This window comes from Pirellulaceae bacterium, assembly GCA_019636385.1.
Lineage (GTDB): Bacteria > Planctomycetota > Planctomycetia > Pirellulales > Pirellulaceae > Aureliella.
The window spans coordinates 362703-378207 of the sequence record JAHBXT010000002.1 but is presented as its reverse complement, the minus strand read 5'-3'; the positions used below and the strand labels follow the sequence as shown (position 1 = coordinate 378207).

10 protein-coding genes are annotated in these 15505 nt (G+C 54.6%); 5 read left to right on the top strand and 5 right to left on the bottom strand.

Features of this window, described 5'->3' with window-relative positions; genetic code table 11:
- Window positions 1-58: 58 nt before the first annotated feature.
- Window positions 59-1579 (bottom strand): DUF1501 domain-containing protein, encoded by a 1521-nt coding sequence (locus KF752_07190; GenBank protein MBX3421326.1) that lies wholly within the window; start codon window positions 1577-1579, stop codon window positions 59-61.
- Window positions 1580-1836: 257 nt separating this feature from the next.
- On the opposite strand from KF752_07190, the gene KF752_07185 reads away from it, so the two are divergent.
- A complete protein-coding gene (locus tag KF752_07185) occupies window positions 1837-2550 on the top strand; it encodes a hypothetical protein (GenBank protein ID MBX3421325.1) in 714 nt (237 codons plus the stop codon).
- Between the two features lie 389 nt (window positions 2551-2939).
- Here the strand turns inward: KF752_07185 and KF752_07180 are convergent, their stop codons facing one another.
- Entirely contained in the window at window positions 2940-4400 is a 1461-nt protein-coding gene (locus KF752_07180; protein MBX3421324.1) for a hypothetical protein, read from the bottom strand.
- A gap of 548 nt (window positions 4401-4948) precedes the next feature.
- Here KF752_07180 and KF752_07175 point away from each other — a divergent pair.
- Window positions 4949-6079, top strand: a complete 1131-nt coding sequence (locus KF752_07175; protein MBX3421323.1) for a PEP-CTERM sorting domain-containing protein — start codon at window positions 4949-4951, stop codon at window positions 6077-6079.
- Window positions 6080-6298: 219 nt separating this feature from the next.
- The gene (locus tag KF752_07170) at window positions 6299-7018 is read left to right on the top strand and encodes a hypothetical protein (protein MBX3421322.1); all 720 of its coding nucleotides are present in this window, start codon (window positions 6299-6301) and stop codon (window positions 7016-7018) included.
- Window positions 7019-7165: 147 nt separating this feature from the next.
- Here the strand turns inward: KF752_07170 and KF752_07165 are convergent, their stop codons facing one another.
- Window positions 7166-8440, bottom strand: coding sequence for an amidohydrolase family protein (locus tag KF752_07165; GenBank protein ID MBX3421321.1), 1275 nt, complete (start codon window positions 8438-8440; stop codon window positions 7166-7168).
- A gap of 216 nt (window positions 8441-8656) precedes the next feature.
- On the opposite strand from KF752_07165, the gene KF752_07160 reads away from it, so the two are divergent.
- Both KF752_07160 and KF752_07155 read left to right on the top strand, forming a co-directional pair.
- Window positions 8657-9787 carry a WD40 repeat domain-containing protein gene (locus tag KF752_07160; GenBank protein ID MBX3421320.1) on the top strand — a complete coding sequence of 377 codons (1131 nt, stop codon included), beginning with the start codon at window positions 8657-8659 and terminating at the stop codon, window positions 9785-9787.
- 82 nt (window positions 9788-9869) lie between these two features.
- Window positions 9870-14066: a carboxypeptidase regulatory-like domain-containing protein gene (locus tag KF752_07155; GenBank protein MBX3421319.1), complete on the top strand. Its 4197-nt coding sequence runs from the start codon at window positions 9870-9872 to the stop codon at window positions 14064-14066.
- A 153-nt stretch (window positions 14067-14219) separates the two neighbouring features.
- On the opposite strand, the gene KF752_07150 is transcribed toward KF752_07155, so the two are convergent.
- Together KF752_07150 and KF752_07145 are read right to left on the bottom strand one after the other, a co-directional pair.
- Window positions 14220-14678, bottom strand: a complete 459-nt coding sequence (locus KF752_07150; protein ID MBX3421318.1) for a hypothetical protein — start codon at window positions 14676-14678, stop codon at window positions 14220-14222.
- A 90-nt stretch (window positions 14679-14768) separates the two neighbouring features.
- Complete coding sequence (locus KF752_07145) at window positions 14769-15497, bottom strand: LON peptidase substrate-binding domain-containing protein (GenBank protein MBX3421317.1); 729 nt, start codon at window positions 15495-15497, stop codon at window positions 14769-14771.
- Window positions 15498-15505 lie beyond the last annotated feature (8 nt).

Sequence of the window (15505 nt, the reverse complement as noted above, 5' to 3'; positions counted from 1 at the left end):
AGAGCGTTTGTAATTGAGTTTTTGTTAGCTTCAATGCAAACATCGCGGAAACGCTGCCTCACGCAAAAGCGTCCTGAATTACTTTGGCACCCCCAGCCACGCCGGTCAGTCGTTCTTGGCGACCACTGATCTCAAAGTACAACTCCTCGTGCCTCAGGCCCATGGCATGCAAAATGGTGGCATGTAAATCGCGCATCGCCGTGGGCCGCTCGATCGCTTGCAGCCCGAATTCATCGGTGCTGCCAATGCGACCGGGACGCACTCCGGCACCGGCCAGCCAAACCGTAAAGCCGGCCGCATTGTGCTGCCTGCCGTCTTTGCCTTGCACCGTCGGCGTGCGACCAAACTCGCTGACCCACAGGACCAACGTCTCCTCCAGCAAGCCACGCTGACGCAGATCGGCTAACAGGGCGGCTATCGGCTGGTCGGTCCAGCGTGCTCGCGGAACATGGTTCTCCACCAGCCCGGCGTGCGCGTCCCAGCCGTCCTTGTCTGGCATGTCGTACAGCTGAACGAATCGCACTCCCCGCTCTACCAATCGACGCGCCATCAGGCACTTGCGAGCAAAGCTGACCGTGCGTGGGTCGCTGTGATCCAGACCGTAGGCGCGATGGGTGGCAGCAGTTTCCGATCCCAAATCGCCCAATTCAATAGCAGACGTTTGCATGCGGTATGCGAGTTCATAACTTGCAATTCTAGCGTCCAGATCGGTAAAGCCAGCTCGGGTCTGGCGGTGCTGAACGTTCAACTGTTGGACCAGATCGATCGTCGCGCGCTGATGCTCAGCCGATTCCTTCGGCGGCAACAGACCCAGGACGGGACTCCCCGAGGATCTCAGGTGCGTCGGCTGGTAGGCGGCTGGCAAAAATCCGTTCGAGTAGTTGGCGGCTCCTCCCAGTGGCCCTGCATCAAACAGCACGACGTAGCCCGGCAAGTCCTGGTTCTCGCTACCCAGTCCATAGGTAACCCACGATCCCAAACTGGCCTTGCCCGCACGGATGTCTCCTGAGTGAAACTGGTAGCTGGCCGGAGCATGGTTGTTCGAGTCAGCCTGAAGCGAATGGATGAAACACAACTGGTCTACCTCTCGAGCGACGTGTGGAAATAGCTGGCTGACCCACATCCCCGACTGACCATGCTGACGCCACTGAAAAGGGCTGGCCAGCAAACGATCTTCCGTCCCATGCAGCACGTTGGCGAATTTGGTGTCTTCCAGTGACTGACGGAGCGAACGGGGAAGTGGCTGGCCATCCCTATCTTGCAGCACCGGCTTATAATCGAAGGTATCCATCGAAGCCGGCCCGCCGACCATGAAGAGCACGATGACCGATTTGGCTCGAGCCCCAAAATGCGGCGGGCGGGCAGCATTGGGACGTAGCGGGTCGACGGCTCCACCCAGCTTGGTTTGGCCACTGGCAACTTGATGGTTCAGCAGACCGGCCGCCAACCACCCCAATCCGCCGCCTGTTCGTTGCAGAAACTGCCGGCGGGAACTAGCATCACGCACAGGCAAGTCACCACAACCCCAATTTGCCAGGCCAATCGACTGCCGATCATGAGATGTCCGTGGAGTCTGCATGGCTCCGATGCTACTTGATACGTTTTGGCTTGTCCAGCAGCGTATCATTAGCCCCTGATTCGCAAGAGCCTTGCCCGCCCCAAGGTAACTCCCCAATTTATCGGTACAAACGCTACTACGCACGATTTGGGTTGAGCGTCATATTCTGTGCGGTTTGAAAAGATTGACTATCGACCTTCGGGTACTTAGACTGGGCAGCCTGAAGCGAATGGACCGCTACGGACGACAACTTTGACTTTCACCTTTGAGTTTGCGCGATGAGCTTGCTGAAGACCTATTTCACAGAGTCCCTAACCATACGTCGCTACCAAGTGCTGATCTATGGATTGGGAATCATACTATTTTCACTCGGTGCAAAAGGATTTATCGATGCACGGCTTGGAACAGACCCCTTGGATGTGTTAGTCATCGGCATGAATCAGCACCTGGGATTTGGGCTTGGTGTTTGTTCGTCTTTGGTAGCCATTTTTTTCTTGTCGTGGTGGATGATCTGGAACATGAAGCTTCCGCCCATCATGCCATTTGTCAGCACCTCTGCGGTCGGATTTTTGTTGGACTTCTGGAATGCTATTGAGCTTCAGAAGTATACGATCGAGTCATTACCGGTTTGGAATGTAACAGTGAACGAGGGCGTGATCAATTTGAGTTCCATCGCCTTGGCAATAGTATCACTGCTGATGTGCTCGTATGCCTCCGCGCTGATCATCATGAGTGGAATCGGGATTCGCATCATGGATTTAGTCGCAATTACCTTCCTAGAAAAACTGGGGTGGACCTTTTTTAGAGCCAAGATGCTTTTGGAAATCGGATTGTTTACCAGCGGCTGGCTGCTAGGTGGTCCGATGGGAATAACGACCGTCCTATTCCTGTTTTTGGTAGGGCCGTTTATTCAACCCTTTATGTGGGTCAACGCAAAGTACTTGAGCATCCCGAATCACGGCATCCAACCGCGCGATCTGCAAACTGCATAGTACCCACGGACATGGCCAAGCATCACCTTCGGACTTGCATCGCCTTGCTAACCAATGGCTGACGTGACCTAGGACATGGCGGTCTTGAATCGCTCGAGCTTGCCGGAGCCACCGGAATCTCCGAAGCAGCTCGTGAGTGCGGTAAATATTGTAACCCAGCCGTAACCGTTCACGCCTGTAGAGTATACGCGCTCATTCTGGCCTGTAGACTTGATGACAACGAAGCGGCAGGGGCAGTCCTTTGGCGTATAAGACAGGTCAAAGGTTGGACAAATTAACGCTGCGTTGCCGTGGAGTTGTGATCACCGGAATTGAACAACCGGTCATGCTATGTGCGGTGGAGTGGATTGCAACTGGCAGTAGAAGTCACGATTGCTTTAGGCGGCTGCTTATCGTGATTCCTCACTGTTCAAACGACGGGGCACCAGGTCGCGAGCAAAAACTTCATCGATGGATTCGGCTCGCCGAATGATCTCCGCCTGATCGCCATGAACCAGGACGGTGGCTGGTCGCGGGATGGCGTTAAAATTGCTGGCTGAGACCTCTTGGTAGGCACCGGTATCCAAGATGGCGATCACGTCACCCGTACGCAAGGGGGCCGTGGCCACGCGTGGCAGCAGTCGATCGCCGTAACAGCTCCGTCCAACGATGTCCACGATATCGCTTTTGACCGTCGAGGCGTTATTAGCGACCCAATGTTCGTGCAAGTGGTGTTCATAACGACCGCCTGTAAACCAGAACTCTGTGGTATCGGTGGCGGCAACTTTCCAGACGATCGGTCGTTGAAAATGTTTGATCGACTGTATGGTCGTCAGGTGAACACCACAATTACCGAACAGTGATCGCCCCGGTTCGACTTGCAACATGATGCCAGTGGGGTCCACACCATGCCGGCGCAGACTGTCACGTAAGGTACCAGCCGCCGCTTGAGCGTATTGGTCGATCGTGGGTACTGGTTGAGTATTGGTCGATGAGACCATTCCACTCAGAAACCGAGCAATCCAGCGGTATCGCATGGTTGGCCCCAACCGATGCAGCCATCGAGAAAGCCGGTTGAACCATTTCAGCAAGCCAGGCAGATGGTAGTCGGTCGCCGCGTTGAAGGGGTCTCTTGGCGAGGCAAATCCACCTCCTATATCCAGCTCCACAGGTCGCGGGATACCCGCTGCCTGGCATAACTTGGCTACGTCACGCGCATAGGATTTCATCTGCGACTGCCAGTATTGCGCTAGACGATGATGGCGACCATGATGTTGGTGAAAGCCAGTGATCTGAATCTGCGAATGCTGCACGATACGCGGCAGATAACCGAGTACTTCGTCCAGCGACAAGCCACCTTTGTAGGCCAGTGCTGCTATGTCCGTGGGCAGCGGGCCTTCAGCGACAAACTGTGAGGGCTCAATAAAATCATCCAGCGTTGGACGGATACGGATACCGACGCGCGCCTGCAATTGTGGCTGCTGCTGGAGTATCTCTAAAAGAAGCGTGACGTCTTCCAGAGAGTCAATGGTCAACCGAGCGCCAACTTCAAGCGTTCGCTGGATGTGCGACTTGGCTTTGGGGCAACCATTCACCGAGATGAGTTGTGGGTCGACTCCAGACCGCAATGCTACTGCCAGTTCACCCTCAGAATACGTATCGCAACCGCAGCCTTCCAGAGCCACGATGCGCTGGATCGCCGGTAACCAATTGGCTTTGGCCGCTGGCATGATTTTCACGGGTCCATCAGGCCAGTGGGCCGAAAAGGACTGCTGGAATTGCCGGATATTGCGCCGCAGTTGATCTTCGCTGAACACGAACAGCGGCGATCCGAACCGGCAGGTCAGTTTCGCCAGGTTCACTTGCTCCATGAACAAATGATCTCTGCGAATCGATAGACATTCATCGATCCAGGCAGTTGTATCTGGACCATCTATTGGCGGGCCTGCTTCGCTGAATTGGCTGGCGATAATGAAGCCGTTTCTGAAATTTGGGGCAGTTGCTTACTAGGTTGAATGCTGCATTGTAGCGGCTAACGGAATTCTAGCCAAATTGGGGGCCAGCGAGCTAAAAAATTGACATACACCTGAGACCAGGATAGATTAACGACCAATGTACCTGTCACGCCTCGCGGCAGCGCTACATCTAATAATTGCGACTATATGTCGATGCGGGACTGACCTGCTTTGCTCTCGTTCCGCGTTATCTGAAATAAATTAACGTCGTTCTGATCCGATTGTCGCCTTGATTGAATTGAGGCGCTGGTTGCGTTGAAAAAGCCTGAGGTCAAGACGGAGCTGTTGCACAGCACGAGGCCAAGTCTCAGCCAGATTGCCCTACAGACTTTGCCGCTTGAGTTAGCAGGTCGTTTGGTTTTTTGCGCTGGACTGTTTGTGTTCTTAACCATTAGGGGTGCTCTATGCTTCGCATCACATCATGTGCTCGGATTGAAAGTCGCCGTATGTTTGCTGGCTGGTTGTCCGGCCATCAATGTCTATCGAGCTGTCCAACTGTCAGACGAGTGTTGTGGCTGGTAGTGTTCTGTTTATTGCTGTCGCCGGCCTCGCGATGTAGCGCGCAGCTTGAGATATTTAATCCAGCTTGGTCGATTACCTTGACCTCACATGGATATGCTGACTTACTATTCGACCAGCGTCCACTATTTGTAGGACGCGAGTACTTGTCGGGAGAATGGGCGGCGGCTTTCAACTACAGCAAGGGCGGAGTCCCCAAGGGGACAACTTGGCTTGAGCCGCATTTCATCGCCCCAAATTGGCTGACAAATTCCGACTTTGCGATTGTCACACCGATTGCAGGCACCGGGGTCTTCAATGCTTCGGGATTTGAGGTGTTTACTTCCACGATAAGCAACGCGGACTTGAGCGTATCCATGACCTATCAATTTTTCGATACTGGTATCGGGATCGAGCAGGGGATGACTCCCAAGAGCGCGTTTGGCCCAGGTGTTAGCAAGACCAGCAATCGCTACATACTTCATCAAGCCTATGAACTTGTCAACATTTCTGGCGGGTTGTTGACGGATGTACATGCTTTTCAATTCCTTCACGGCCTGCAGTCAACGCGAGCCGTTTACGACGATCGACCCTACGGTGGGCCATTGGCAGCCTACCACTACGATGTGTCGTTGCGTGGACTAAGTGTAATCGGCTCATATATGCACGACGACATTTTGTCGATGCATTCGTCGCGACTGCCCACGGGCTGGGAAGTTGGGCGTTATGGTATCGAAGGGATAGACAGCCATGTAGCGGGCAAGCCCAGTGTTGGCGTGCATCTGTCGGTCGAGGCCGATGCACTGAGTGGGTTGGACCTATTTGATATGGCTACGCCGCCGAGATGGGTTTCCGGGGCGATGCGCTGGACATTCCCGGATATGCCCAACGGTGCAGTGCACCGCTACGACGTGCTGCTGTCTTTGTCTACCGAGACGGTACCCGAACCCTCAACAGGCGTGCTGGCAGGAATTGTCTTACTGACAACTTGCTTGCGACGTCGGCGCATGGACAACCACGTCCATCGTCTGTTCTGACGTAACCGTTTCAACTGACTGAACAAGCGTACTTTCGACTATTCGCGAGGAAACTGGCTCACCTTCAGTAGGTCAGCGATCGAGTTACAATGCTGTCATGACTTTGTTGATTGACAGCTGCCTAGTGACAGATCGGGACTTTTGAGTGTTGCCATGCGTGTAGCTTTTCTCACTAATCGTACATCACGCGATAACTTGGTCGTCCTAGATCGCCTGACAATGAGCGACCAGGTCGAGCTGGCGCATGTCTATTTCTTCGACACACTGACTCAAGGCCGACAATCACTACGGAAAACAATCCGTGAATTCGGATTCCGCAAGCTACTGACGAAGGCAGCTCAGTTGGTATTCGGCAAGTTGCGGATCGTGCTTAGCAAATGGCTACCCTGCGGCTGGATGCGACCGCAATCTCCTTTGGAACTGGTGATATTTAGAGGATTGCCGCATTCGATGGTCGATAATATGAACAGCCAGTTGGTGCAACAGCACTTGCAACAATCTGGCGTTGATTTATTAATTGTGTGCATCTGCAAACAGATTCTATCCAGGCCGACATTGGCGATTCCCAAATACGGTGGGCTGAATATCCATCCGAGTTTGCTGCCCAAGTATCGCGGACCAGCGCCAGTATTCTGGGTGCTATATCACGCTGAATCACAGTCCGGTGTGACATTCCAACGAATGACGGCCAAAATTGACCAAGGTCCAATCGTCGCCCAGTATGCGCTGCAGATTCAAACGGGAGTAGACGAGGCATCGCTGAGCCGACAGTTGTTCAACATGGCCGCAGAACATTTGAACGAGACGATATTGAGAGTCAAGAACAACGAAACTCAAACATCACTGGCGAATTGTTCTGGCCACTATTTTTCGTTCCCCACTCATCAAGATCGGCGTGAGTTATCGCAACGGCTGAAGGCGCGAATTCCATCCAGGTAATGCACGACGTTGCCCCCCTGGGCAGATCACGCCTGGCACAAGATTGAGGTGACCGTCACCAGGCAGAATTGCGGCCGATGCAGCACACTGACTTGAAAGTTCAGGTCGCTCACACACGCCTTCTGGGTAAAAACGTGATTTGCCACACTATGGAGTTAGCGGATTGGCCGCTGGATTGGCTGCTTGCCAGCGATGCAGGCGCTCGGCGACACCCGGAATTAGCCGAGCTGCGTTTGCATGATAGATTTTGCGAAGTACTACGTCGGGGAGGTCAACTCCATAGATTCGCCAAATCCCTTGCGGCGGGATGGCCTTCTCCGAGTATGGAAAATACTCGTCGCGCGTCTCAAGAAACCGCCAGTACAGTTGATAACGCGCTTCAGGCCACGGGCCATCGGTTGCGAACAAGATGCGATCCTGATAGCGGATCATAAATTCTCGCGCCGAATAGGGCTGACGTCCCAGCTCACTGATGCGCGACGCGATGTCTAGGACAACGTTGGGATAGATATCCAGCAACCGCGCCGTGGCGTCCAAGTCTTCACCGTCAAAAGCGGCATGAGCAGCGATGAAGGTCGTGCCGGCGTGTCGCGCAATGAGCCGCCGGCGAGCCTCATGCAAGGCGACTCGCGATGGAAAGCGATCCGCTGGAAAATGCCACTCGGGATGTCGCGATAGCTCTTCGTAGCGTTCGTTCTGGGCCGTGATCGGCTCGAAAAAGGCGCTGGGGTCGGCGGTGTGGATGAGCACTGGCAACCCAAGCTGTCCACACACGTGCCAGATCGGATCAAACCGCGGATCGTCCACTGCGATGAGCGATCCATCGGGATTGCGATACTCTAATCCAAAGGCCTTAAATACCTTGACACCAGATACACCACGCTGCTTGGCATTCTCAAGTTGCATTGACACGCGGTGTGCAAAATCGGGACGGTGGCAATCCCAACTGGCAGGATCATCCGCTTTTCCGTCACCCTGCCAATCGACATTGGCGAATATTACGAAGCGGTCGCGATACTCGGTCCACAGGTAGCTCATATGATCGTCCAACCGCTGTCCAAGCATTCCATCCAAACTGGCACAAACGGCGATGCGCTGGCGATCCATAAGTTGGATAAACCCATGCAACTGCTGCGGATCGTGGCGCAGTCGTAACCAAAAGTGGGAATGTACATCCACTACGGGAAATTTGGCGTGAGCGAGCTGAGTCGTTCGCAGTGCGGCCCGTGGCTGTGGGTGGAACCGGTCAAGCGTCATTACCCCGGGCGTCTCGCTTACCGGCTCCTGCGACAGCAGAGTTCCCGCGAAGGAAAAATAACACCCTAGAGTTAAAGCTGCGTACCCTTGCACTGCCCGAATTCTTCGGGCACCGTAACCCGCTGCCTTGCTGAGAATCTTCATGATTCGACCCCACCCTGCCATTGCTAGCCTTTGTCGTAATAGGTGTCGTAGCAGGGACCTGAAAACACGGAAAGGTTGACGCCAGTGTTAAAGTTTAACAAATCAGATTTAGATTGCATGTCGAAACTCCGATATTGGTTGAAGCGTGCAGATCGGTGTAGCCGCTAAGGCGTGCGGACTATTGGTTACTACCGACGCCAGCTGATGGCGGATGTCTTTCAAGGAGTGGGATTTAGCATGAGAATCAGGCGGATTCTCTTACCTGCGCAGTCATATGCAATCGTGGTAGCGATCGCTTGGCTCAGTGCGCTGCCCGTCGTGGCCCAACCTCCGGGGCGTCCCGTGAACACGGCCACGGTGGACAGTTCACACGCCATGCGCGATTTGCAATCACATGAGATTCAATTTGAGCGACTACCAAATTCAACTTCGGCTCCGGTCATTTCAGCGATTACCGGTACTGAAGATGGGCGGTTTTTAGCGGTCGCAGGAGACGATCACGCGATTCGCATTATCGACTGCCAAAGCGGTCAGACAGTGCAAACGGTTATTGGTCATCACGATTGGATTCAGTCGCTGTTGTTTGTCTACCCAGAAGGTGCCCAGACGCCTGAACTGTATTCGGCTGGAAATGACGGTCGCGTTTTACGATGGAAGTACACTGAGCCCCTTGAATCGCAAGAACTAGTGATCGTGCCCTACGCCATTCGCAGCATCAGCGTCACCACGGCACAGAATTTACTGGCCATCGGCGGTTTTTCCGATGAACTTCTGGTATATGATTTGCAAAACGAAGTCTACGTTCAGCGTTTGTCTTGTAGCACCAACGATCAGCGTTGTGTGCGATTTAGTCCCGACGGTGCGCGCTTATTGTCAGCCAGTCGCGATGGACATGTCCATGTGTGGGATGCAACCTCCGGTCAAGCACTGGTCAGTTACAAGGCACATCTATCCCGAATTCATACAGCCGCGTTTTCCGCCGACGGCAACTGGATAACCAGTGCCGGCGAGGATCGACGTGTTGTCCGCTATGACATTGCAGCCGGACAAATGTTGTGGAGCCACGAATTAGCCGCCTCCAAGATGATGTCGTTGTGCCTGGTCAACGACTATTTGGTGGCGGTGGCCGGCGCGGACAACAATATTCGACTATATGACGCTCAGTCGGCCACCATTATTGCAGAGTTAGAGGGGCACTACGGCACGGTATCCGTGATGGCTCCCTGCGGCGACTTTCTGGCAAGTGGCTCATTTGACACTACGGTTCGCGTTTGGAACCTGCTGGAGCTGGAACAACGCCGCGCGCAGCGCAGCATCCCAACTTCGCGGACGCCAATCAAGTTGGATTCAAAGTTGAAAATACGGTAACCCTCAGGACAAGGATTGTCGCGCGGCAACTTGACTGCAGAACCACACACCGCGACCGTTGCTTGCTGGCTGGAGGCCAACCTTGCAGATTTCACGAACATTTAGACGTATCCTGGGCTGGGCGGATTCTACTGCCTCGGCACCCGATCGCGCGCCACTCCGCACAACTGGGTCGCAAGCACTAGCCTCCTCAGGATCGGCGGCGGCTCGTCCTCCAAGACAGAGGCGAAATCGCCGCGCAGTGCTTGAGCAGCTTGAACCTCGGCAATTGATGGCTGCGGATATTCGTATCGGAGCGGTGTACACTGAATTCGACTCCGGTTCCGATTTAGAACCCGACAAGTTCATCATTACCTTTGACGGCGGGGCACCCAATACGCAGCTCACGCGCGTCGTGTTTGACGCCGACCTGTATGACCGCGGACTGAGCCGAGGCGATTTAATATTTGATACTGCGCCAGGAGGGCTGGGGGCTGATCGCTCCCATCCGTTCAAAGTGGTCCAATTGCACACCAAAAACCCTACGGCCACAGTCAAAGCAACAGTAGAAGATGGCAGCAGCCTGCTGATTTTGGAATTCACCAATTTTACCGCAGGCGATAAGCTGATTTTTTCGATTGATGTCGATGAAGTCGTACACATGCTGCCCGGCGAAACCGACATCGCGGAAATCAACGAAGGCGTCGATCCGATTGCCTCAGGCATTGAATTTCAGGGCACGAGGTTTACCGCCGAGTTTAAAGCACCGCACTATGAAGATGCCAGCGGCGTTGAAAAGTTTCTGAACGCTTATGACCGCCTGCTGGATCCGCTGCAATTGCCACTACCGCGCGATGACGATAATGGCTTGCACGATCGAACCACCGGCGTTGGCTTGGTCCTGAAACAGCAACCCAAGCCCATCTCGCTGGCGGGTACTGTGTGGGTCGATACGAACGAAGACCTGAAGATCGGTGCCAACGAACAACGGCTGGCTAATGTTTCTGTAGAATTGTTCGTCTTGCAAAACGGAGTCTACGTAACTACCGGACATACCACCCAGACTGACTCACAAGGTCGCTACTCCTTCAGTAGTTCACTGGGTCTGCGACCAGCCACCTATCAGGTTCGACAAACGCAACCGGCCGGGTACTACAGCGTAGGAGCCACCACCGGAAAACTCACATCCGGCGGATCGATCGGTCAACTGGTCAGCGGTAATCCGGACATGCTGACCCACATCGAACTGGTATTGGGTGACACCCACGCCATCGAGCTTAATTTCGCGGAGAATCTGCCTGCCAGCTTGAGTGGTCGTGTATGTTACGTCGTCAGTGGGATGGATTGCCTGAGCGAAGACGCGGTGCGTGCACCACAGGCGCAGGTGTTAATCGAGTTGTTGGACAGCAGTGGCAAGGTGGTCGCCAGCACGCGCACCGCAGCCGATGGAACTTACCAATTCAGTAATCTACGAGCCGGTACCTACACCGTCCGCCAGACGAATCAAGCGGGATTCATCGATGGAGTCGCTAAGCCAGGTTCGGCCGGCGGCACAGTGGCTGATCCCAATACCATTACGCAGATCATCATCGGTGGCGGCGGCCTGTTGACCGACTACAACTTCTGCGATTTGCAGCCCGCGCAGGTCAGCGGCCACGTTTACTTCGATGCCAACAACAACGGCCAGCGCGATAACGGCGAACTGCCGCTGGGCAACGTGCTAATTCAACTGTGGGATAGTTCTGGTAAGGTGGTCGGCACGACGCGTACCAATTCGGCTGGCTTTTATTCATTCAATAATCTGCGACCGGGCATCTACCGCATCACTGAGCAAACGCCGGCTGATTACCACCCCGGGCGTGCGTCAGCGGGTTCGTTGGGTGGCACCACGGACGCAACGGGGGACGTGATCGCTGAAATCCGCTTGGGTTCCGGTGCCCAAGGCATCAACTATGATTTCGGCGAACTGCTGCTGGGAAGTATTCAAGGTCGAGTGATTGCCGATACCAACGGCAACTGCATTATTGATGCACAGGGCGACATGCCCTTGCCCGGTGTGCGCATCGAATTGCTCGATCGCAATGGAACCATTATCACCTACGTCTTAACCGATGCTCAAGGCTATTACCGATTCGACAACTTGACTCCAGATACCTATACAGTTAGAGAGATTCAACCTGCAGGATACTTCCAAGGAGGCCAGCGTGCTGGTAGCGGTGGTGGCGACGCATCGATCGCCGATCTGATATCACAGATTATTGTCCAGCCCGGTGCCCGACTGGTGGACTATAATTTCTGCGAAGTTCCTCCGGCACAGATTTCTGGCCAAGTATTTTTTGATCGCAACCAGGACTGTGTGCGCAACGAAGATGAACCGCCCATAGCAGGCGTTGTATTGACGTTGCTCGACCCATCTGGCAACGTGATTGGCACGACCACCACGGACGCACAAGGCCAATACCAATTTACCAATCTGCGCGCGGGTAACTACACCATCCGTCAGACTCAGCCAGCCGGCTATCTGCAAGGCGGGCAAAAGGCAGGATCAGGTGGCGGAATTGACGCTGTGCAGGATGAGATATCCGCCATTATCATCGGAGCCGGCGCGAATCTGGTTCACTACGACTTCTGCGAACTGCTGCCCGCCAGGTTGTCGGGCTACGTCTATCAAGATGGCCCAACGATCAAAACGGTCTTCGGCCAGTTCCCCGCAAATATTCAGGGGACTCACGACGGTCGACGCACGGACGATGATCGTCCGATTGCTGGCGTCGTTCTGCGTTTGCTGGACCGCCATGGGCAACCCGTCTCCAGCAACCTGGCTTTGCCGGGCACCTATTCTGGTCCATTTATCGAAGCTAAAACCGACCACAACGGCTACTACGAATTCGCTGGTCTGCCGCCGGGAATCTACCATGTCTTGCAGACCCAGCCAGAGGACTATCTCGACTGGATCGACTCACCGGGGACTACTGGAGGGCGCGTGCTTCCCAATCAGGCGGACATTGACCAGTTCCTTGACTCCCTAGCCCCTGCTCACCCGTTGCGACAACTGGGCGCTGCTCAACTGCGGGATGCAATATTCGCTATTGAACTGCAGGTCGGCGAGCACTCGATGGAGAACAATTTCAGCGAGGTTCAGACCGAACCCATCTTTCCGCCACCACCGCCGCTGCCTCCACCGCCTCTACTGGAACGCCCGCTGGTAGACCGCGAATTATTCCCAGGCTTGCAGCCGATCTTGTGGCAGCCCCTGCGTTGGGCCCCATTGCCGCTGATCGTTGGCGGTGGTCATTTACCGGAAATGACCTGGCACCTGAGCGTTGTCAACGGCGGCTTCCCGCGTGGCATGCGCAATGGCGATCCTATCAGTCCCGAGACCGTTCAGGATCAAGCCAACTTGCTGGATGTCCAGTCATGGACAGTGCGCGGAATGCGCTCGAGTCAGTATCGCTTTACAAGTCTAACGCCAAACACTCCCGACTCCGAGTCACCAGCAGCATTCTATCTGCAGGGTGCAACACCCTTGATGGGTGACTTCAATGGTGATGGCTTCGACGAATTGGCGCTGTTCCTGGATGGCGAATGGTTTATCGACATCAATGGAAACGGGCGCTGGGACGAAGAGGATATCTGGCTCAAACTGGGAACCAAAGGCGACCAACCGGTCGTTGGCGATTGGGACGGAGACGGCAAAGATGACATCGGTATCTTTGGTCATAAGTGGACGGGAGATGATCGCGCACTGGCGGTAGAACCCGGCATGCCTGATCCGCAGAACTTTGTGCGAACTCAACGACCTAAGAATATTCCTCGGGGACCAGACGAAACTCCAGACTCTCCCCGCCTGATGCAACCACGACGAGACGGGCAGGGTCGTGCCGATGTGATTGACCACGTCTTCCGATTCGGAAGCGCACGCGATATCGCAGTGTCAGGCGATTTCAACGGTGATGGCGTTTCAACCATCGGCACCTTCCGCGACGGCCAATGGAATTTGGACACCAATGGCGATGGCAAACTGAACGAGCGCAGTTTCCTCGGTCAGCCCGGCGACCTGCCGCTAGTTGGCGACTTTGACGGTGATGGCATCGACGAGCTGGCCGTTGTACGCGGTAACCGCGTGCTGGTGGACAGTAATCGCAATGGTCGCTTCGACGCAACGGACCGCGTTTTCGAGCTAGATTCCACCGATGGTACCGTCATCGTCGGTGACTTTAGTGGCGACGGTTGCGATGAACCCGCGCTGTATCAATCACCGGACCAGCGCCGCCTGCAAGCCCGCCGCCAGGCCGGTTGAGACATTGCCGGTGCTAAGTCGCGCTGCCTACAGGCAAGTACCAGCAGCGATCATCATCAGTCGATCGCTGTTCAGTTCGACCAGCCTGGGGTGAACCGTAGCTGAGAATACACGGCTGACCTAGGTCACCGGCTGTCTCGGGCATTTGTGAGGCTAAGGTGCTGGTAAGACGATGTTGCCACTGACCTTGAGGTAGCCGGACACGATTACAATCGCCAGGCCCAACAGGCACACGATCTTCAGCCAGCGCGTCGCATCACGGCGCATTGTCTCGAATCTCGCGCTGCGGCCCACCAAGACGGAAGCCAGAAAAAAAACCACCACAGCCAGGAGAATCTTGGTACCAATCAGTGCATGGTACAAACCGTGACCTTTGTGAAGCGGCATGGCTCGAAAGTAATTGTAGAAGCCGCTCAGCAGCATCAATCCAATTCCCGCATGCACGATGGGCTGCCAACGGCTACGCAATTTCTCCAGCCACTGCGTTCGCTCAGCAGCCTCGCGCTGTTGCAACTCGGGCATCAACACCAGTAGGACATAGCTGCTGCCGCCCAACAGTACGATGGCCGTAGCAATGTGCACGACTCGCGAGAACACATCCAGCATCATCATCACAGCACTCCAGACAGGATTGAAAGGTTGTTATCTCAATTAGTAATCAGCCACTTGCCGGTGGGTGGTCGCCAAGCTGCCACCAGACTATCAATTCTCTGAAAACGGTGGCGGGAAGTTGCCTGCCAATACATCCTGGCGAAGCGAAATCTCTGCGGACGCATCCGAGTCGGCGCTGCGCTGTTCCAAGCAACGCATCAACAATCGACAACGACTATCGACATTCGCTTCGGCTAACAATTGCAGTTTGATAGCCATCGGCAAATTGGTTACATGTGCGATGGCATCGGTCAAAGTTCCCAGCGGAATAGGCTGTCCAATCAACTGTTGAAAGCTGTCTTGGGCGGCCAATCCATCGGGTACGAACCGCATAAACGAGTTCTGAAGATCTTGCGTTAATTGTTGGCGGAGTTGGTCCGGATCATCCGGATAGTAATCCTCCAGCACTTCAACTTCTGCCACACGATACATCTTGGGACTATCCAACTCGCGGGTGATCCGTGCTCGTTTTAATCCCAACATCAAGATGTTGTGTCGGTCGTTGTCGCAAGGTGTGTGAGACACAATTTTGCCTACGCATACCGACCGTTCTATCTGTGGACGCTGATCATAGTGAGCCTGCCAGTCGGGTTTCAACACCGCCATCGCAATTAACCGATCAGACGCCAGGGCGTCAGTCAGCATTTCGCAATATCGCGGCTCGAAAATATGCAGTGGCAGAATTGAATTGGGGAACAGAATTGCATTGGGCAACGGAAACAGACTTACACGACCGGAAAAATCAGATGGCCAAGCAGCCGAAAAGGGCTGGAGACTCATGATTTGCG

What these genes read in the sequence shown, in the direction of transcription:
- KF752_07190 (MBX3421326.1), bottom strand. Translation starts at nt 1,579, where the DNA reads ATGCAGACTCCACGGACATCTCATGATCGGCAGTCGATTGGCCTGGCA.
- KF752_07185 (MBX3421325.1), top strand. Translation starts at nt 1,837, where the DNA reads ATGAGCTTGCTGAAGACCTATTTCACAGAGTCCCTAACCATACGTCGC.
- KF752_07180 (MBX3421324.1), bottom strand. Translation starts at nt 4,400, where the DNA reads ATGGAGCAAGTGAACCTGGCGAAACTGACCTGCCGGTTCGGATCGCCG.
- KF752_07175 (MBX3421323.1), top strand. Translation starts at nt 4,949, where the DNA reads ATGCTTCGCATCACATCATGTGCTCGGATTGAAAGTCGCCGTATGTTT.
- KF752_07170 (MBX3421322.1), top strand. Translation starts at nt 6,299, where the DNA reads ATGAGCGACCAGGTCGAGCTGGCGCATGTCTATTTCTTCGACACACTG.
- KF752_07165 (MBX3421321.1), bottom strand. Translation starts at nt 8,440, where the DNA reads ATGGCAGGGTGGGGTCGAATCATGAAGATTCTCAGCAAGGCAGCGGGT.
- KF752_07160 (MBX3421320.1), top strand. Translation starts at nt 8,657, where the DNA reads ATGAGAATCAGGCGGATTCTCTTACCTGCGCAGTCATATGCAATCGTG.
- KF752_07150 (MBX3421318.1), bottom strand. Translation starts at nt 14,678, where the DNA reads ATGATGATGCTGGATGTGTTCTCGCGAGTCGTGCACATTGCTACGGCC.
- KF752_07145 (MBX3421317.1), bottom strand. Translation starts at nt 15,497, where the DNA reads ATGAGTCTCCAGCCCTTTTCGGCTGCTTGGCCATCTGATTTTTCCGGT.